This is a genomic window from Rubellimicrobium sp. CFH 75288 (assembly GCF_009904055.1).
Classification (GTDB): Bacteria; Pseudomonadota; Alphaproteobacteria; order Rhodobacterales; family Rhodobacteraceae; genus Rubellimicrobium.
The window spans coordinates 1-17,212 of the sequence record NZ_WYDP01000020.1 but is presented as its reverse complement, the minus strand read 5'-3'; the positions used below and the strand labels follow the sequence as shown (position 1 = coordinate 17,212).

Genomic DNA, 17,212 nt, shown 5'->3' with positions numbered 1-17,212 from the left:
TTGCGCCTGTGCGAGCGGTGTTCTAAGTCCGTTCCATGAGCGAGGACGCCCCGACGCCCGGCCCCATCGAGCCTTCCGACGAGACCCTGACGACCGAGCCGCTCCGGCGAGCGATCGGCGAGCGCTACCTGACCTATGCGCTCTCGACCATCATGCACCGGGCGCTGCCGGACGCACGCGACGGGCTCAAGCCCGTGCATCGGCGCATCCTCTATGCCATGCGCGAACTGGGTTTGCGGCCCTCGGCGGGGTTCCGCAAGTCGGCCAAGATCTCGGGCGACGTGATGGGCAACTACCATCCGCACGGGGATGCCGCGATCTACGATGCGATGGCCCGCCTCGCGCAGGATTTCAACCTGCGCTATCCCTTGGTCGAGGGGCAGGGCAACTTCGGCTCGATCGACGGCGACAACCCTGCCGCGGCCCGCTACACCGAGGCACGCCTCACGCCTCTGGCCGAAGCCCTGATGGAAGGGCTCGACGAGAACGCGGTGGACCTGCGTCCGAACTATGACGGCACGCTGTCCGAGCCCGTCGTGCTGCCGGCCCCGGTTCCGCATCTGCTGGCCAACGGAGCCTCGGGGATCGCGGTCGGGATGGCGACGGCGATCCCGCCGCACAACCTCGACGAGCTGATCGGAGCCTGTCTGCACCTCCTCAAGCATCCCGACGCTTCGGACGAGGCCCTTCTCGTCCACATGCCGGGGCCGGACTTTCCCACGGGCGGCGTCCTGGTCGAGCCGGCGGAGTCGATCGCGCAGGCCTACCGCACGGGCCGGGGCAGCTTCCGCCTGCGGGCCCGCTGGAGCGTGGAGGAACTGGGGCGCGGCCAGCGCCTGATCGTCGTGACCGAGATCCCCTGGCAGGTCCAGAAGTCCAAGCTGATCGAGAAGCTGGCGGACATCGTCGCCGGCAAGAAGCTTCCCGCCCTGGCGGATGTGCGCGACGAGTCGGCCGGGGATATCCGCATCGTCCTCGAGCCGCGCTCCCGCGCTGTCGATCCCGAGCAGCTCATGGCGATGCTCTTCCGCCTCTCCGATCTGGAGGTGCGGGTGCCTCTCAACATGAACGTACTGATCGACGGACTGGTGCCTCGGGTCTGCTCGCTGCGCGAGGTCCTGCGCGCCTTCCTGGACCACCGTCGCGAGGTCCTCCGCCGCCGGTCCCGGCACCGGCTCGAACGGATCGCCCAGCGGCTCGAGGTGCTGGGGGGGCTGCTGATCGCCTTCCTCAACCTTGATCGCGTCATCGACATCATCCGCTACGACGACGATCCCAAGGCCGCGCTCCAGGCCGAGGACTGGTCCCGGCCCCGTAAGCGCGCTGCAAGCGAGGCGTCCTATGTCTCGCCCCTGCCGATGCGCGCGGGGTCCGGGCCGGGGATGACGGAGGCTCAGGCCGAGGCGATCCTCAACATGCGCCTGCGGTCGTTGCGTCGGCTCGAGGAGATGGCGCTCCTGACCGAGCGCGACGCGCTCCGCGCGGAGCAGGCCGGCCTCGAGGCGCTTCTGGGGAGCGAGGATCTGCAATGGAAGGCGATCGCAGCCGACCTGCGCGAGCGGCGTAAGGCGTTCGGCGCCCGATCGCCCGGAGGCGCGCGGCGGACCTCCATCGCGAAGGTCGAGGAGGTGGCGGAGATCGCGCCCGATGCGATGATCGAGCGCGAGCCCGTCACGGTCGCCCTGTCCGAGATGGGATGGATTCGCACCCTGAAGGGGCATGGACAGGGTGCCGATCTGCGCCACCGCGACGGCGATCGGACGCGTTTCCTGCTGGACGCCTATACCACCGACCGGCTGCTGGTGCTCGGGGCGAACGGGCGGATCTACACGCTGGCCGTGTCCGCGCTGCCGGGCGGGCGGGGGCTGGGCGAGCCGCTGCGCCTGATGATCGACCTCGACGCACCGGTGGCGGCCTTGCGCGTCCACCGCCCCGGCGGGCGCCTGGTGGTGGCCACGGCGGACGGCAGCGGCTTCGTGGTAGCCGAGGAGGACGTTCTCGCGCAGACACGCGCCGGGCGGGTAGTCCTCAATCTCGGCCCCGAGGGGCGGGCGAGCCACATGGTGCCCGTGCAGGGCGATCATGTCGCGGTTGTCGGCCAGAACCGGAAGATGCTCGTCTTCCCGCTCGACAGTCTGCCCGTCATGGCGCGGGGCAAGGGCGTGCGGCTGCAGAGCTACAAGGGGGGTGGGCTGTCGGACATCGTCACGCTGAACCTGGCCGACGGGCTCGCCTGGGTGCAGGACGGCGGCAAGATCCGCCGCGAGGCCGATCTCTCCGAATGGACGGGAAAGCGCGGGCAGGCAGGCCGGATGGCGCCGAGGGGATTTCCGCGCGACAACCGCTTTGCCCCCCCGCCCGAGCGGCCCTGAGGGCTGTTCAGGCCCAGGCGGCCAGCGGCGGGAGGCTCATCAGGACGGCGTCCGCGTCGTGACCCGAGGCCAGGCCGAACCGCGTGCCGCGATCATAGACCAGGTTGAACTCGGCATAGAGGCCCCGGTGAAGAAGCTGCGCCTCCCGGTCCGCGTCGGTCCAGGTCTGCGCGGCGCGGCGTCGGGCCAGCGGAAGCCAGGCCGGGAGGAAGGCTTCGCCGATGGCGCGGATCATGGCAAAGTCGGCCTGCCAGTCGCCCGAGCAGTGATCGTCGAGAAAGATGCCCCCGACGCCACGGGGCCGACCCCGGTGCGGGATGAAGAAGTAGCGGTCCGCCCATTCCTTCTGCCGCCGGTATTCGTCCGCGCCATGGGGGGCCAGCGCGCGCTCCAGCACGGCGTGGAAGTGCCGTGTGTCCTCCTCGTAGGGGATGGCCGGGTTGAGGTCCGTGCCGCCGCCGAACCACCAGTTGGTGGAGGTCCAGAACATCCGCGTGTTGAGATGGACCGCTGGGACGTGCGGGTTGCGCGGATGGCAGACGAGGCTGATCCCCGAAGCCCAGAAGGTGCCGCCATCCTCGGGGGCCAGAACGCCCCGTGCGCGCATCGCCTCTCGCGCGGCCGGGCTCAGGACGCCATGGACGGTGGAGACGCCCACGCCCATCTTCTCCACCACCCGCCCCTCCTTGAGCAGCGCCATGACCCCGCCGCCGGCATCCTCCCCGTCCGGGGCCGCCCTGCGCGTCTCGCGGAACACGAAGCGGCCCGGCGCCCGATCGCCCGCGCCCGCAGCCGGTTCGTCCTCGAGCGCCTCGACCGCGGCCACGATCCGGTCGCGCAGGGTGCCGAACCATGCGCTGGCCTCCGCCTTTTCTGCCTCCATGGCGCCTTCCGTCATTCCCGCCGCCCCTTCGCTATCCGATAGCGCACCTATCAGCCTTCCCGTGCCGCCTCCACCGGTCTAGGGCTTGCCCATATAAGGGAGAGGAGTCCCATGCGTGCTGTGTCCTGTCTTGCCGTTCTTGGCCTTGCGGCCCTGGCGGCCTGCGAAAGCCCCCGGGAGGCGTGCATCAACCAGGGTGCGCGCGAACTGCGCACCGTCGAAGCGCTGATCCGCCAGACCCAAGCCAACCTCCAGCGCGGCTATGCCGTCGAGACCGACCAGGAGGTGCGCGTCCGTCCCCGCTTCTGCCGCATCCGCGACGCGGACGGCACGGTCCGGCAGGTCCCCTGCGAGCGGACCGAGGTGCGCGATGTCCGCCGGCCGGTCGCGATCGACCCGCGCTCGGAACAGGCCAAGCTCCAGAACCTTCTGGAGCGTCGCCAGCGCCTTCAGGCGGAACAGGCTGCGCGCATCCAGGCCTGCACGGCGCGCTTTCCCGAATAGGGCGCCGAGCCGGCTCAGCGCGCCCGGAGACGGCGGCCGGGCCGGGCCGCGGTCTCGGCGTGCCGCGGCTCCCGGGCCTCGAGGAGCTTGAAGGCGCCGTTGCCGCCGATCTCCTCCCAGTGCCGGAAGCCGTCGCGCAGCGCCGCCTCGTAGGGCAGGTGGCGGTTGGCCACCATCCACAGGGTGCCGCGCGGACCCAGCGCGCGTGCCGCCGCGGCGACAAAGCCGCGTCCCAGCGCCGGATCGGCTGTGCGACTCGCATGGAAAGGCGGGTTCATGACAACGCCGTCATACGGGCCCAGAGGGGCCGCCACCGCATCGGCCCAGCAGAAGCGGGCCCGCGGATCGGCGATGTTGAGCCGTGCGCAGTCCAGCGCCAGACGCTCGGATTCGATCACGTCCAAAGACTGGACGCCGTCGCGGCTCAGCACGGCGAGGGAGAGAACGCCGATTCCCGCGCCCAGATCCGCCATGCGCGCCGGCAGGCGCGGCGGCAGGGCTCCGGCCAGGAGGGCGGAGCCCGGGTCCGGTCCGTCCGCCGAAAAGACGCCGGGCTGGCTCCAGAGCCCGTCGGCGCGCCGCTGCGGACCGGGAAGCTGCCAGTCCTCGAAACCGGGTCCTCCGGCGAACCAGATCAGCCGTCCGTGGGAGAGGGTCACGTCCTGCGCTTCGGGCCGGCGCGCACGGATGTCGCGCCAGAGGCTGTCGATCCCGTCCGTCCGGGCGCCGTCCACCAAGACGAGCGGTGCCAGGGCTGCTGCCTGCGCCACGAGTCCGCGCGCGAGAGCCTTGGCGCGCGGCAGGAAGACCAGCGCAGCCTCGGCCGGCCCCGGCCGTTCCTCCACGATCAGCCCCTGGAGAGCCCAGGCGTCGTGATCGGGACGGCTCGTGTGATGGATCCGCAACCGCTCCGGGTCGAGCGACGACAGGTCCGCCGTGGCAGGCGGACGCAGGACCAGGACGGGACCGGAGGGCAGGGACAGGCCCGCCGAAAGCGCGGCGGCGAGGCGGGAATGCGCCAAGGCGGGGTTATTCCTTCTCCATGGTGCATTGGAGCGGATGCTGGTGGCGCTGGGCGAAATCCATCACCTGGGCCACCTTGGTTTCCGCGATCTCGTAGGAATAGACGCCGACGACGGCCAGGCCGGTCTTGTGCACCGTGAGCATCAGGTCGAAGGCCTGCGCATGGCTCATGCCGAAGAAGCGTTCGAGCACATGCACGACGAATTCCATCGGCGTGTAGTCGTCGTTGAGGATGATGACCTTGTAGAGGGGCGGGCGCTGGGTGCGGGTGCGCGTCTCCAGCTTGACCCCCGATCCGCCTTCGCGTCCGGGGTCATTGGCCATGAGGATGGGCAGTCCCGGCATGGTAAGGGGTCCGCGTTCCGGTGTTCGGTGGATTCCTGCTGGATGCGAATATAAGCCGGAGCCTCGGGCAAGGAAAGACGCGAGGGCTCATGCGGGCATGGACCATCGGCTTCGATGCGGACGACACGCTCTGGCACAACGAGCGCTTCTTCCGCATGACGGAAGACCGCTTTGCGCAACTTCTGGCACCGCACATGGAGGGAGGCGCGCTGCGGGCCCGGCTTCTGGAGGCCGAGCGGCGCAACCTCGGCCTCTACGGCTTCGGGATCAAGGGCTTCGTGCTCTCCATGATCGAGACGGCGGTGGAGGTCACGGACGGTCGCGTGCCCGGCGATGTCGTGGGCGAGATCCTGGCCATGGGCCGCGACATGCTGGCCCATCCGATCGAGCTTCTGCCCCATGCACGGCAGGCTGTCGAAGCGGCGCGGCTCGTGGGAGAGGTCGTGCTCGTCACCAAGGGCGACCTGCTCGATCAGGAGCGCAAGCTCGCCCAGTCGGGACTGGGGGACCTGTTCGATGCCGTGGAGATCGTGAGCGACAAGTCGCCGGCCACCTATCTGCGGATCTTCGCCCGCCACGGTGCCCGCGATGCGATGATGATCGGCAATTCCCTCAAGTCCGACGTCATACCCGCGCTCGCCGCGGGGGCCTGGGGCGTCCATGTCCCGAGCAGTGGTCCCGAATGGGCCCTGGAGGCGGCCGAGCCGCCGCAGGACCATCCGCGCTTCCGCGCCATCAGGGATCTGGGCGAGGTTCCGGACCTGCTCTCCGATCTCATGTCGCCGGCGTGAGCCCGGCGCCGCAGGGAATCACGCCCGGTGGCGAGCGGTTTGCCAAGGTTCTGCCATAATCAAGGGGCTGTGGCGGCCTCGGGGTTCACGCCCAAGATGTTCGAGCGCAGAAGCAGAATGAGGCCGCAACGATGCCGAAACGGGGACTTTTTTTGAGGGCGGGGCCGTGCTAGCGTTCGGCTGTTCAAGGAGTCGGGCGGGCACGAACCCGGCCGCCCTGAGGCAGAGGGACAGAGCCATGATGAAACCTTCGGGCCGGCCGATCCGGCTGGCGTTCGTATGGCTGGCCGCCGCCCTGCTGGCGGGTGCGGCGCAGGCGGCACCCTATGCGGCCTTCGTGATGGATGCCCGCACGGGCGAGGTCATCCATGCGGAGAATGCGGACACGCCGCTCCATCCGGCGTCGCTGACCAAGATGATGACCCTCTATGTCGCATTCCATGCGATCCAGCGGGGCGAGATCACGCTCGACACCGAGGTGCGCATCTCCCAGCAGGCCGCTGCCGAGCCGCCCTCCAAGCTCGGGCTCCGGCCGGGCCAGACGATCCGTCTGCGCTACCTTCTGCGCGCGGCCGCGGTCAAGTCGGCCAACGATGCCGCCACCGCGATCGGCTATGCCATCGGCGGCAGCCCCGAAGGCTTCGCGGCGCGGATGAACGCCATGGCCCAGGCGATGGGAATGACCCAGACGCGCTTTCTCAACATGCACGGCCTGACTCAGCAGGGACACTATTCCACGGCGCGGGACATGTCGATCCTGGGCCGGCACCTCATCTACGACTTTCCGCAGTATTACAACCTCTTTTCGCGGCGCACGGCCGATGCGGGGATTGCGGAGGTCGCCAATACCAATCGGCGCTTCCTCGACTCCTATCCCGGTGCCGACGGGATCAAGACGGGCTACACCCAAGCAGCCGGCTACAATCTCACCGCCTCGGCCCAGAGGGGCGAGGTGCGGATCATCGCCACCGTGTTCGGTGGCACCTCCACCGCCGACCGCAATGCCAGGGTGTCGCGGCTGCTCGACATCGGCTTTGCACGCGCGCCGGCCCATGCCGAGCTGCGCTGGACGCCGCCGGCCGTCGCGGCCGCTCCGGCTCCTGCCGCGCCGCGTCCGGCATCGACGCCGGCGCCGCTCCCGGTGGCCTCCAACACGAACGCCCCACCTTCGGCCAGGACGGTCCGGCCCTCGGGCCTCGTGGCGGCCGCCATGCGCCCGCCCGCCCGTCCCGGCACCGCACCGGGCGCGGCCGTGGCCGTGGCCACCGTGGCGCCGGAGGCGATCGAGGGGGCGCTTGCCGAGGCGCTCGGGCTTCTGCCCGAGCCGGAGGGCGACAGCATGGCCGCTGCGCCCGACACGGGCCCGGCCGAGATCATCATGACCGCCCAGGCCATCGACCCGGCGGCCGCCCCCCTTGTGGCTCCCGATCCCGAGGTCGTGACCCGCGTCTCGACCTCCGGCGGCCATCATTGGGGCATCAATCTCGGCCGCTTCCCCTCGCGCGATGCGGCCGAGCGGGCCCTGATCCAGGTCGCGCTGGCCGAGGCGACCGCGCTCGACGGCGGGTTGCGGCGAGTCGTGCAGCGCTCGGGCGGCTTCGACGCCAATGTGATGGGCCTCACCCGCGAAGGGGCCGATCTGGCCTGCCGCCGCCTCCAGGCACGGGGCACGACCTGCTTCATGATCGGGACGGAGGAGACGGCGGGCTGAGTCCCTCCGCGGCCCTCCCCTCGGGCGGCGCGTCGTCCACGAGCGTCGCCGGAGACCCTTCCAGCCGCAGGATGCGCTGGCCGAGCCGCTCGGCCTCGGACCGTGCATGGGTCACGAGAAGCAAGGTGGGCCGGACCAGGTCCAGCAGCTCCTCGGTCAGCGACAGCATCTCGTCCGCGGTCGCCGGATCAAGGGAGGCATAGGGCTCGTCCATGACGAGAAGCTCGGGCCGTCCCGCAAAGGCGCGCGCCAGCGCGACGCGGCGCTGCTGGCCGAGCGAGAGCTGCCCCGGAAACAGCCCGGCCTTGGCCCCCAGCCCGACCCGCTCCAGCATGGACAGGGCCGCCTCGCGCGACAGGCCGCGATGGGTCAGAAGCAGGTTGTCGAGCACGCTGCGCCAGCGCAGGAGCGTCGGCTCCTGGAACACGATGGCCACATCGGCGGGGCGCTCCACCTCGCCCTCGTAGCGGGTGTCCACGCCTGCCACGATCCGCAGCAGCGTGCTCTTGCCCACGCCCGAAGGGCCCAGGATGGCGATGCGCTCTCCCGGCGCGATGGAGAGGCGGATGTCGCGCAGGATCTCGGTCGCACCGAATGTCTTGCGGCGCACATGGATGCGGATCATGCCGCCCGCCACCGGCGCACGCGCGACTCCCAGGGACGCAGCAGCAGGGCTTCCACGGCCAGCATCACCGCCACGAAGGACAGCGAGTAGATGAGCACCATTCCCACGTTGAACTGCTGGAAATGCATGTGGATCTTGAAGCCGATCCCGTTGGACCGGCCCAGGAACTCCACCACCAGCACGACCTTCCAGATCACCGCCACACCCCCGCGCGCGGCGGCGGCCACATAGGGGGCCAGTTGCGGCAGCACCACATGCCGCAACCGGTCGATCGGAGACATCCGGAACACCCGGGCCATGGCGGACAGCTCCGGATCAAGAGCGCGCGCGCCCTCGCGGATGACGATGACGACGTTCGGGATCTTGTTGAGCGTCACGGCCATGATCGCGGCCGTCTCGTTGAGCCCGATCCAGAGATAGCACAGCACGATCAGGACCAGGGCGGGAAGGTTCAGGAACACCGTCAGCCAGGGATCGAACCAGCGGTCGATCCGCGGCTTCGTGCCCATCACCAGGCCGATGGCGATCCCCAGGGCCATGGCGAGCGCAAAGGCCCAGGCGACCCGGAGCAGAGTCTGCGACAGGTGGAAGGGAAGCGCACCCGACGCGATCTCGCGGCGGAGCGGTTCGACCAGCGCCCAAGGCGCCGGCAGCACCAAGGGGTCCGCCGCCACCAGGGCCGCGACGATCCACAGCCCGAGAATGCCCCCGAGCGACACGAACCGCGCGACCCCGTCGCTGCGCATCCTCAGCGCGAGACGTCGAGGAACAGACCCTCGGGCAGGGTCGTCGCCTGCCCGACCAGCTCTTCGCCGCCCAGATCCGCCATGACCGCGAGCATCCGTCCGGCCGCCTCCTCGTCCACCGGTCCTTCCGCCGGAAAGCCCGCCCGGAACCCGGCACGCAACGCCTCGAACTCGGCCTCGTTGTCCGCGTTCATGAGCGGCCGGATGGCGTCCCAGGCCTCGTCGCCCGCCAGAAGGTCCTTGGCCGCGCGCGAGGCATTGTAGAGGCCCTGCACCAGTTCGGGATGCTCGCGGGCGAACTCCTCCTTCATGTAGTAGGTCAGCAGCGGCGTGCCGGGGTCGAGGCCGAGCGCCTCGGCGGCCTCCTGCACGGTCATCAGCTCGCGCATCCCGGCTGCCGTCATCTTGGCCGTCCAGTGCCAGAAGTTGATCGCCGCATCCGTCTCGCCGTCGAGCGCGGTCTTGTAGATCAGCGGCGGCGCGCCGAAGACCTGCTCGGTCTCGTCGGCCAGGTCAAAGCCGTATTCGCGCTGCGCATAGGCCCGCAGGATCAGCCAGGACTTGTCGAGCGGCCCGCCGGCGATCCCGATGGTGCCGCCGCGCAGATCCTCGAGCGTTCGGGCGGGGCTGTCGGCGGGCACCACGATGCTGCCCACCGCCGTGGAATAGGGAAAGGCGACATAGGGCCGCCCGGCTGCGCGCTGCTGGGCGACCCAGATCCAGTCCGCCACCGCCACATCGGCCGCGTCGCCCTCCACGGCGACACGTGTGGCCCCGTTGTCGGCAAAAGGGATCAGTTCCAGGCGGAAGCCGTTTGCCTCGTCAAGGTCGTGCTCGAGGATCGTCTGGAGTTCCCAGTTCACCGTGCCCGCTTCGAGCGTGGCAGCCCGGATCACCGGCAGGTCCTGCGCCGCCGCGGCGGCGGCCAGGGCGCCGGCCAGGAATCCGCCGCCGATCACCTTCAGGATGGTCATGTTGCCCTCCTCCGCTGGCCGGCTCGGTTCGGGCCGGCGCTTCTACTGGATGACGATCTCCACGCGCTGCGTCTCGCCCGTGGTGCCCGGGATGGCGATCGCGTAACGCCCCGGCCGGATCGCGACAAAGGAGATCCGCGCCGTCCCGGCGCTGTCGAATTCGAGGCTGTCGAGGCCGAGCGGCCGGATCTCGATATCCTCGACGACCACCTCGTTGATCCACACGGCCCGGAAGAACTCGGGACCCGCGATCGCCAGTTCGGCGGTTCCGTCCGCGGTGATCTCGATCACGTAATAGGCGCCCGATTGCAGCTCGACGGGCTGAGGACCTTCGTAGAGCGGCCGACCAGAAGACAGGGTCAGCGCGACCGGCTCCCCCCGGTTGCAGCGCGCGAGCAGACCTGCCGGACCCAGGTCGTCGCAAAGGGGGGCCGCCGCGGCCGTGCCTGCCGTGACCGCCCCGGCCAGCAGCGTGCCCATCAGCATGTGTCGCATCGTTCCCTCCCTTTCTGTCATTGCGGGGCCACCACGACTCCCCAGGGCTGCTGGCCCACCGGGATCGACCGGATCACCTGCTCGGCCGCCACGTCGATCACCGAGACGTCGTTGCTGTTGCCGTTTGTGGTAATCAGATACCGCTCGTCCGGCGTGAAGGCCAGTTGCCAGACCCTCTGGCCGACGAGCAGATAGTCGAGAACCTCCCAGCTTTCGCCGTCCACCACCGCGACGCGGTTCGATGGCCCGAGGGCCACGAAGACCCGCCGCCCGTCCGAGGTGACGCGCACGCCCACGGGTTGCAACAGCTCGGGCTGGATGCCCGGAACCTCGAAGGTGATCCTGTGCAGGATGTCTCCGGTCTCGGGGTCGATGACGCTGACCGTCCCGCCGATCTCCGCGCTGACATAGAGAAGCGAGCCGTCCGCCGTGAACTGGGCAAAGCGGGGGCGCTGATCCACGAGGACGTTGCGGATGATCTGGAACGTCTCGGTATCGATGAAATGCGCCATGTTGGTGGTCTCGGACGTGTTGACCACCACCCGGCCGTCCGGCGAGATCCCCATTCCTTCGGGTTCCACGCCCACGGGGATCTCGGCGAGGATCTGACGGGTCCTCACATCCGTCACGGTCACGAGGTTGTCGTCCTCGTTGGCGATGTAGAGCGGGTTGCCGCTCGGGTGCAGCACGAAGAGTTCGGGATCGGGTCCTGACGGCAGGGTATGCAGCTCCTCAAAGGTCTGCGGATCGAACACGCGCACCGTGTCGTCGTCCGAGGCGCAGACATAGAGTTCCGATCCGTCCGGCGCGATCGTGATGCCGCGCGGCCGGTTGCCGCCCGGAAACTCTGCGATCACCTCCCAGGTCTCGCTGTCGATGACGGTGATCGTGTTGCTCCGCTCGTTGCTGACGAACACCCTGTAGGCCGCGGCGGGATCGGGGACAGTGCCCAGCGCGAGAAGGGTGGCGGTCAGCACGAGGGCGGCGGCACGTCCGGTCATGGGGCGGTCTCCTCGAAGGCGGAGCAGGCGGATTCGGGGCGGTCGGGGCCCAGCGTGTCGAGGGGGGAGAGCGGATGCAGGAAGCCGTCCTGCGGCGAGACGCTGACCGTGATGCGCCCGTCCGTCAGCAGGATCGGCTGACGAAGCTGACCGTTCCACGGCCGGAAGGTGAGCGGCTGTCCCTTGAACGCTGCCAGGTTGAAGGCGTCTCCGAGCAGATAGGCCCGGATCGCGGCCGGATCGGCCGAGTTGGTCCGGACGACCGCCTCGCCCACGGCGCGCAGGGCCAGCCAGGCCAGGTGGTCCTCCTCCCGCATCGGGCGTCCGGCCAGCGCCTCGAAGCGGTTCTGGAGCTGGATGGCGCCCCAGCTTTCGTGCGCGGCATGCCACACGACCGGGCGCAGACCGCTCGACCCCACAACAGGGGCAGCCTCCCAGGTCTGATAGGGCAGATAGACGGCAAACACGTCGCTCGCATCGGCGGCGACGACCACATGATGCCGCGCCATGTTCTGGGTGAAGACCGGGATCTGGCGCTGCACCTGCACATGGCCCGAATCCGACACCCGCGCGCCGCCCGTGTCCACGAACTCCCGCCACTCCACGATCCGCGCCCCGAACCGGCGCGCCGACATCTCGTAGGCTTGGGCAAGCGCATGATCGGCCGGGTGCGAGCCGTGGATGAGCGCCCAGTCCGTCCAGCGCTTCCAGACCAGGAACTGGGCCAGAGCGTCGGTCAGCATCTGATCGCTGGGCGCGACATGGAGCACATTGGCCCGGCATGCCTCACCCCGGAGCGCCTCGTCCGTCTCCCGGGCATTGAGGAGCAGCGCATCCGGAGGGGCGGCATCGGCCAAGGCCAGGATCTCCGGCCCCTCGGCCAGGAGCACGACGATCCGGTAGCCCTGATCCATCAGGGTCGCGAAGGCCTCGGGGGCCTCCTCCGGCGTGGTCGTCACGCTGTGGAGCGCATAGCGGTGCCCGAGGAAGCCGCCCGTTGTTGCATTGTCCTGCGTCGCCAGTTCCGCTCCGGCCAGTCCGAGATCGGGAACCGGCAGGTCGAGGCGCGACAGGGGCAGAAGCGACGGGTAATCCACCCGCAGCACGGCCGTGTCCAGCTCTACCGCCTCCGCCCGGGGGGCAGCCCAGAAGGGGACCGTCGCCGCAAGCCACCCGAGCAGCGCGGACGCGAGACCGGCTTGGCAGATCGCCCTGTTTGCGTTAGGCCTCTTCAATGCGACACCTCCTGCTGCTGTTGCTGCTGTTTGTCGCCGGCCCGGCCTCTGCGCTGGAGGCGCTCCGGCCCGGCGCGAAGGTCGCCTTCTTCGGGATCACCTTTCTGGACACCTCGCTGGAGGGAGAACTGGCCGGCCCGCGCGAGGACGAGACCGCACGGCTGGCCCTTCTCGAGGATCTTGTCCGGCAGAGATTCGAGACCGAGGGATTCGACCTCGTCGCGCTCGATCCGGTTGCCGAGGAACTGGCGCGGACCCGCAACCCGGCCGATTGCAACGGCTGCGACCTGCGGATGGGGGCCAGGCTCGGGGCGGATTATGCCCTCGTGGGCGAGGTCCAGAAGGTGTCCAACCTGATCCTGTCGATGAACCTGGCGCTGCGCGAGGTGGAGAGCGGCCGGCTGGTGCGCATGCTGGCGGTCGACATCCGCTCGAACACGGACGAATCCTGGCTCCGCGGCGGCCGGTACATTCTCGACCGGCACGTCTTCGCTCCACCGGCGCCCTGACCGCGCCCACGCCCCCGGTGTCATGGCGCGGGACTCCAGGGCGCGGTTTCGACCAGCGGCAGACCGGCCTCGGCCCAGCCATCCGTGCCCTGCGGATACCAGATCACCCTGCGGTAGCCGAGAGACAGGCCCCGCTTGGCCGCATTCCACGACATCCAGCACCGGTCGAGGCAGAAGAACAGGACGGGCCTGGACAGGTCGCCGCGGGTCGCCGCCGCCAGACCCGCCTGCAGATAGTCCTCCTCGTCCGGGTTCAGGACCTCGTAGCCCACATTCGGCAGCCAGATGGCACCCGGGATCGTCTCGCGCGGCGTCTCGCGCCAGATCGCCTCGGGTGGCAGCCCGTCGGGCCGGGCGGTCCGGGGCATGACGTCCACGAACACCGTCTCCCCGCGGCGCCAGAGGTCCCGGGCCTCCGCCGTGCCGACCGTGGTCGCGCCCGTCAGTGTCGCCGGAACGTCTGCGCGGTAGGGTTCGCCGCGATAGCCCGCGGGTTCCGGGACGGGACCGGCGCGGAGCCCTCCCGCGGCCGCCAAGACCGCCAGGACGGCAAGCGCGACTACAGGCCGGACGCACGGCACCGGCTCAGCCCTCCGGTTTGGGGGCGGTCCCCATGTCGTCGAGCACCGGAACCCCGGCGTCGCGCAGGATCGCGTCGATCTCGTCCTGATGGCGCCGGAGAAGCGAGTTGATCTCCCGTTTCCAGGCGTCCTCGCCGGGACGGACCCCCATCGTGATCCGGTAGGTCAGCCGCGGAAAACCCGGCTCGCGCAGGAGCGGGGTCGCCACCAGATCGGGATGGCGTTGCTTGACCATGGGGCCGGCGATCGGTCCCCACATCAACGCCACGTCGATCTCCCCCGCCTCCAGATCGGCGATCATCCGGTCCGGCGGCGAGTCATACCGCCGGTCGGCAAAGAGTTCGTAGGACCGGACATCGTCCAGCAGCCCGTGGCGCGCGAGGTGATCGGCCGGAGGCGTGCCGGCGACCACGCCGATGCGGGCCTCGGCCAGCCGCGGATCGCTCAGATCGGTCACATCGGCGAAGGGGCCGTCCCGGCGTGTCACCAGAACATAGGCCGAGGTGAGCCAGTGGTTGGTGTTGAGCACCAGCTCGTCGCCCTGGGCATAGCCGATGATGAGATCGCAACGCGCTGCGCGCAGGGTGTTGCGCACGAACCCCGTGGACATGGGATACCATGTGTACTCGACCGGACGTCCCAGCGCCTCCCCCAGAAGCTCGGCGATGCGGTTCTCGTAGCCGCTGCCGTCCTCGGTGGAGGCCGGCCAGGCTGCGGGATCGGCACAGACCCGCAGCGCCGTCCGCGAGACGAGGTCCGCCGGCTGGCCCCAGACCGTCCCCGCGACCAGCAGGATGCCTGCGGCCAGCCGCAGGCTAGCGGCCCATGCAGGCATCTTCGGCCTCCGCGATGGCCTCGGACTTGTCCTCCCGACTGGCTGGCCGTCCCCGCGGCAGGACACCCGCGCCCCGCGCCTTCAGATAGACGTAGATGTCGTCGATGTAGCACATGACGTTGAGGTTGGTGCCGAAGGCGGGCATCACGCTCTGGTGGCTCGCATCGACAGCCTGGCGACCGTTCACCACGACGTAGTAGAAGTCGTAGTAGTCCATCTGCACGGCCGAGTCCTTGAGGGCGGGCGCATAGGTGGACCCCTCGCCGTCGGGGCCGTGGCAGACGTGACATTCGGCGTGATAGCGGCGGTAGCCCGAGAAGGTCAGCCAGTCGACCGTTCCGTCCTCCTGGATGTTGAAGGTGGGAATGCCGTCCGCGGTGAAATAGCGTCCGTCCTCCTCGTAGGCGGCAACCAGGTTCGGATCGCCCTCCGGCGCTCCGCTCTCCTGGGACCATCCCGCCGTGGCGGCCAGCACCGCGGCGGACAGGGCCAGCGCCGCTTCGCGTCCTGCGATGCGCGTCATGCTCTTCTCCTGCTGGGACAAGGAACGTGCCGGCGGGGAAGACCCCCGCCGGCGATCCGGATCATTCCGGCAGCGCGAAGACCGTCAGCTGGCCGCCCAGGGCGGTGTAGTCGCTGAGGGCCGCATAGCCGCCCACCGCGCCCAGGCCGTCGGTCGGGTTGGTCAGCCCTGCGGCGAGGCCGATGCCCGCCCAGCCCCCGATGCCCGACAGGACGGCCACATATTGCCGGCCGTCATGCTCGTAGGTCATCACGTTGCCGATGATGCCGGACGGGGTCTTGAAGCTGTAGAGTTCCTCGCCCGTCTCCGCATCCACCGCCTTCAGGAAGCCCTCGAGCGTGCCGTAGAAGACCACGTCGCCCGCGGTCGCCAGGGCCCCCGACCAGACGGAGAACTTCTCCGGCACCGACCAGACGATCTCGCCCTCGACGGCATCCCAGGCGATGAAGTTGCCCATGCCGCCATGGCTGTCGGGAGCGGGATACATGGAGAGCGTCGCCCCGACAAAGGGCTGCCCGGCCGTGTAGCTCACCCGGAAGGGTTCGTAGTCCATGCAGACGTGGTTGGTCGGCACATAGAAGAGGCCCGTGCGCGGCGAATACGACGCGGGCTGCTGGTCCTTGGTGCCGAGGGCGGCCGGGCAGATGCCGGTCGTGTTCACGTCCTCGCCGTTCTGGGCCGTGGAGAACTCGGGCACGACCATGGGCCGCCCGTAGGTCTCCGACTCGGGGTCCATGTCCACATGGGTCGCCCAGTTCACCACCGGGTCGAACTTCTCGGCCACCAGCAGCTCGCCCGTGGCGCGGTCGAGCGTGTAGGCGAAGCCGTTCCGGTCGAAGTTGACGAGAAGCTGCCGCATCTCCCCGTCGATCTCCTTGTCGACCAGGATGTTCTCGTTGACGCCGTCGTAGTCCCATTCGTCATGGGGCGTCTTCTGGTAGAACCAGCGAGCCATCCCGTCATCGGGATCGCGGGCCATGATGGTCATGGACCAGCGGTTGTCGCCCGGACGCTGGGCGGGGTTCCATGTGCCGGGGTTGCCCGTCCCGTAATAGATCAGGTCCAGTTCGGGATCGTAGCTGTACCAGCCCCAGGTCGTGCCGCCGCCGATCTGCCACTGGTCGCCTTCCCAGCTGTCGAGCGACGAGTTCTCGCCGATCGGCTCGCCCAGATGGGTGGTCCGTTCCGGATCGACCAGCATCTCCTCGTCCGGACCGGTGGAATAGGCCCGCCAGCGCAGCTCGCCCGTCTCCATGTCGTAGGCGGTGACGTGGCCGCGTACGCCGTACTCGCCACCCGAGATGCCGACGATGACCATGTCCTTGACCGGCAGGACGGTCGCGGTGTTGGTCTCGCCGATCGACGGATCGCCGTTCTTGACGCTCCACTTGACCTCGCCGGTCATGGCGTCGAGCGCCACCACCGTCGTGTCGGCCTGATGCAGGAAGATCGTGTTGTTCGCATAGGCGACGCCACGGTTGACCGTGTCGCAGCACATCACCGCGATCACGTTGGGGTCCTGCTGCGGCTCGTAGCGCCACAGGATGCGGCCGTTGTCGTTGAGGTCGAGGGCGAAGACATTGTTGGGAAACGGCGTGTGGACATACATGATGTCGCCCACAACGAGGGGCCCGCCCTCATGACCGCGCAGCACCCCCGTGGAGAAGGTCCAGGCGACCTGCAGATCGCCCACATTGTCGCGGTTGATCTGGTCGAGTTCGGAATAGCGGGTGTTGGCGTAGTCGCCGGTCTGGATGACCCATTGCGTCGGGTCCTCCATCATCTGCTGGAGCTCGTCGTTGGCCAGGGCAGGCGCGGTCGCGCAGGCCAGGGTGGCCGCCGACATCCACAAGGCATGTCTCACTTCGGTTCCTCCCAAGAACGGGGCTGTCATCCCTAGCCGGACGGATCGGGCCGTCTCTGGCGGCGGCTCCGAAGACGGGTCCAGGCAGCCCGTTCTCCCGTCCGGTCGTGTCGCGCGTCCTGATGCTGCTCCTTGTGCTGGCTTCGAATCCTGTCGTCTGCGGCGCCGTTTGTTTTCAGAACACGACGACGCTTC

General features: G+C 69.3%; 18 protein-coding genes. 5 read left to right on the top strand and 13 right to left on the bottom strand.

Annotated features, from left to right (window positions below; genetic code table 11):
- Window positions 1–35 precede the first annotated feature (35 nt).
- The gene (locus GT358_RS13920; RefSeq protein WP_166583238.1) at window positions 36–2,372 is read left to right on the top strand and encodes a DNA topoisomerase IV subunit A; all 2,337 of its coding nucleotides are present in this window, start codon (window positions 36–38) and stop codon (window positions 2,370–2,372) included.
- Between the two features lie 7 nt (window positions 2,373–2,379).
- Here GT358_RS13920 and hemF read toward each other — a convergent pair whose 3' ends face one another.
- Entirely contained in the window at window positions 2,380–3,270 is an 891-nt protein-coding gene (hemF, locus tag GT358_RS13915; RefSeq protein ID WP_166583237.1) for an oxygen-dependent coproporphyrinogen oxidase, read from the bottom strand.
- Between the two features lie 96 nt (window positions 3,271–3,366).
- Between hemF and GT358_RS13910 the strand changes: the two genes are divergently transcribed.
- Entirely contained in the window at window positions 3,367–3,759 is a 393-nt protein-coding gene (locus GT358_RS13910) for a hypothetical protein (protein ID WP_166583236.1), read from the top strand.
- 14 nt (window positions 3,760–3,773) lie between these two features.
- Here GT358_RS13910 and GT358_RS13905 read toward each other — a convergent pair whose 3' ends face one another.
- Together GT358_RS13905 and clpS are read right to left on the bottom strand one after the other, a co-directional pair.
- Window positions 3,774–4,781: a class I SAM-dependent methyltransferase gene (locus GT358_RS13905; protein ID WP_166583235.1), complete on the bottom strand. Its 1,008-nt coding sequence runs from the start codon at window positions 4,779–4,781 to the stop codon at window positions 3,774–3,776.
- 7 nt (window positions 4,782–4,788) lie between these two features.
- Window positions 4,789–5,127, bottom strand: a complete 339-nt coding sequence (clpS, locus tag GT358_RS13900; protein ID WP_166583234.1) for an ATP-dependent Clp protease adapter ClpS — start codon at window positions 5,125–5,127, stop codon at window positions 4,789–4,791.
- A gap of 89 nt (window positions 5,128–5,216) precedes the next feature.
- Between clpS and GT358_RS13895 the strand changes: the two genes are divergently transcribed.
- Window positions 5,217–5,918: an HAD family hydrolase gene (locus GT358_RS13895; RefSeq protein ID WP_166583233.1), complete on the top strand. Its 702-nt coding sequence runs from the start codon at window positions 5,217–5,219 to the stop codon at window positions 5,916–5,918.
- Between the two features lie 238 nt (window positions 5,919–6,156).
- Window positions 6,157–7,629, top strand: coding sequence for a D-alanyl-D-alanine carboxypeptidase family protein (locus tag GT358_RS13890; RefSeq protein WP_243730902.1), 1,473 nt, complete (start codon window positions 6,157–6,159; stop codon window positions 7,627–7,629).
- Here GT358_RS13890 and GT358_RS13885 read toward each other — a convergent pair.
- Genes GT358_RS13885 through GT358_RS13860 form a run of 6 tightly spaced genes read right to left on the bottom strand, consistent with a single transcriptional unit; the run spans window position 7,598 to window position 12,651 of the window.
- Window positions 7,598–8,254: an ABC transporter ATP-binding protein gene (locus GT358_RS13885; RefSeq protein ID WP_166583232.1), complete on the bottom strand. Its 657-nt coding sequence runs from the start codon at window positions 8,252–8,254 to the stop codon at window positions 7,598–7,600. The two genes, GT358_RS13890 and GT358_RS13885, sit on opposite strands and share 32 nt — an antisense overlap.
- Window positions 8,251–9,000: an ABC transporter permease gene (locus GT358_RS13880; RefSeq protein WP_166583231.1), complete on the bottom strand. Its 750-nt coding sequence runs from the start codon at window positions 8,998–9,000 to the stop codon at window positions 8,251–8,253. Before GT358_RS13880 ends, GT358_RS13885 begins: the two co-directional genes overlap by 4 nt.
- A 2-nt stretch (window positions 9,001–9,002) precedes the next feature.
- Window positions 9,003–9,974 carry an ABC transporter substrate-binding protein gene (locus GT358_RS13875; protein ID WP_166583230.1) on the bottom strand — a complete coding sequence of 324 codons (972 nt, stop codon included), beginning with the start codon at window positions 9,972–9,974 and terminating at the stop codon, window positions 9,003–9,005.
- A gap of 42 nt (window positions 9,975–10,016) precedes the next feature.
- Window positions 10,017–10,469, bottom strand: a complete 453-nt coding sequence (locus GT358_RS13870; protein WP_208103538.1) for a hypothetical protein — start codon at window positions 10,467–10,469, stop codon at window positions 10,017–10,019.
- Between the two features lie 17 nt (window positions 10,470–10,486).
- Window positions 10,487–11,470, bottom strand: coding sequence for a YVTN family beta-propeller repeat protein (locus tag GT358_RS13865; RefSeq protein ID WP_166583229.1), 984 nt, complete (start codon window positions 11,468–11,470; stop codon window positions 10,487–10,489).
- A complete protein-coding gene (locus GT358_RS13860) occupies window positions 11,467–12,651 on the bottom strand; it encodes an ABC transporter substrate-binding protein (RefSeq protein WP_208103541.1) in 1,185 nt (394 codons plus the stop codon). The genes GT358_RS13865 and GT358_RS13860 overlap by 4 nt, the downstream gene beginning before the upstream one ends.
- Before the next feature lie 53 nt (window positions 12,652–12,704).
- Here GT358_RS13860 and GT358_RS13855 point away from each other — a divergent pair, with 53 nt between their 5' ends.
- Complete coding sequence (locus GT358_RS13855) at window positions 12,705–13,214, top strand: DUF3280 domain-containing protein (protein WP_166583228.1); 510 nt, start codon at window positions 12,705–12,707, stop codon at window positions 13,212–13,214.
- Between the two features lie 20 nt (window positions 13,215–13,234).
- On the opposite strand, the gene GT358_RS13850 is transcribed toward GT358_RS13855, so the two are convergent.
- The 4 genes from GT358_RS13850 to GT358_RS13835 form a co-directional block, all read right to left on the bottom strand.
- Entirely contained in the window at window positions 13,235–13,795 is a 561-nt protein-coding gene (locus GT358_RS13850) for a PQQ-dependent catabolism-associated CXXCW motif protein (RefSeq protein ID WP_166583227.1), read from the bottom strand.
- A 4-nt stretch (window positions 13,796–13,799) separates the two neighbouring features.
- Complete coding sequence (locus GT358_RS13845) at window positions 13,800–14,630, bottom strand: substrate-binding domain-containing protein (RefSeq protein WP_166583226.1); 831 nt, start codon at window positions 14,628–14,630, stop codon at window positions 13,800–13,802.
- Window positions 14,611–15,153, bottom strand: a complete 543-nt coding sequence (locus GT358_RS13840) for a c-type cytochrome, methanol metabolism-related (protein ID WP_166583225.1) — start codon at window positions 15,151–15,153, stop codon at window positions 14,611–14,613. Before GT358_RS13840 ends, GT358_RS13845 begins: the two co-directional genes overlap by 20 nt.
- 61 nt (window positions 15,154–15,214) lie before the next feature.
- Complete coding sequence (locus GT358_RS13835) at window positions 15,215–16,999, bottom strand: methanol/ethanol family PQQ-dependent dehydrogenase (RefSeq protein ID WP_166583306.1); 1,785 nt, start codon at window positions 16,997–16,999, stop codon at window positions 15,215–15,217.
- Window positions 17,000–17,212 lie beyond the last annotated feature (213 nt).

Coding starts and splice junctions, on each gene's coding strand:
- GT358_RS13920 (WP_166583238.1), top strand. CDS start 36: ATGAGCGAGGACGCCCCGACGCCCGGCCCCATCGAGCCTTCCGACGAG.
- hemF (WP_166583237.1), bottom strand. CDS start 3,270: ATGACGGAAGGCGCCATGGAGGCAGAAAAGGCGGAGGCCAGCGCATGG.
- GT358_RS13910 (WP_166583236.1), top strand. CDS start 3,367: ATGCGTGCTGTGTCCTGTCTTGCCGTTCTTGGCCTTGCGGCCCTGGCG.
- clpS (WP_166583234.1), bottom strand. CDS start 5,127: ATGCCGGGACTGCCCATCCTCATGGCCAATGACCCCGGACGCGAAGGC.
- GT358_RS13895 (WP_166583233.1), top strand. CDS start 5,217: ATGCGGGCATGGACCATCGGCTTCGATGCGGACGACACGCTCTGGCAC.
- GT358_RS13890 (WP_243730902.1), top strand. CDS start 6,157: ATGATGAAACCTTCGGGCCGGCCGATCCGGCTGGCGTTCGTATGGCTG.
- GT358_RS13885 (WP_166583232.1), bottom strand. CDS start 8,254: ATGATCCGCATCCATGTGCGCCGCAAGACATTCGGTGCGACCGAGATC.
- GT358_RS13880 (WP_166583231.1), bottom strand. CDS start 9,000: ATGCGCAGCGACGGGGTCGCGCGGTTCGTGTCGCTCGGGGGCATTCTC.
- GT358_RS13875 (WP_166583230.1), bottom strand. CDS start 9,974: ATGACCATCCTGAAGGTGATCGGCGGCGGATTCCTGGCCGGCGCCCTG.
- GT358_RS13870 (WP_208103538.1), bottom strand. CDS start 10,469: ATGCGACACATGCTGATGGGCACGCTGCTGGCCGGGGCGGTCACGGCA.
- GT358_RS13865 (WP_166583229.1), bottom strand. CDS start 11,470: ATGACCGGACGTGCCGCCGCCCTCGTGCTGACCGCCACCCTTCTCGCG.
- GT358_RS13855 (WP_166583228.1), top strand. CDS start 12,705: ATGCGACACCTCCTGCTGCTGTTGCTGCTGTTTGTCGCCGGCCCGGCC.
- GT358_RS13845 (WP_166583226.1), bottom strand. CDS start 14,630: ATGCCTGCATGGGCCGCTAGCCTGCGGCTGGCCGCAGGCATCCTGCTG.
- GT358_RS13840 (WP_166583225.1), bottom strand. CDS start 15,153: ATGACGCGCATCGCAGGACGCGAAGCGGCGCTGGCCCTGTCCGCCGCG.
- GT358_RS13835 (WP_166583306.1), bottom strand. CDS start 16,999: ATGTCGGCGGCCACCCTGGCCTGCGCGACCGCGCCTGCCCTGGCCAAC.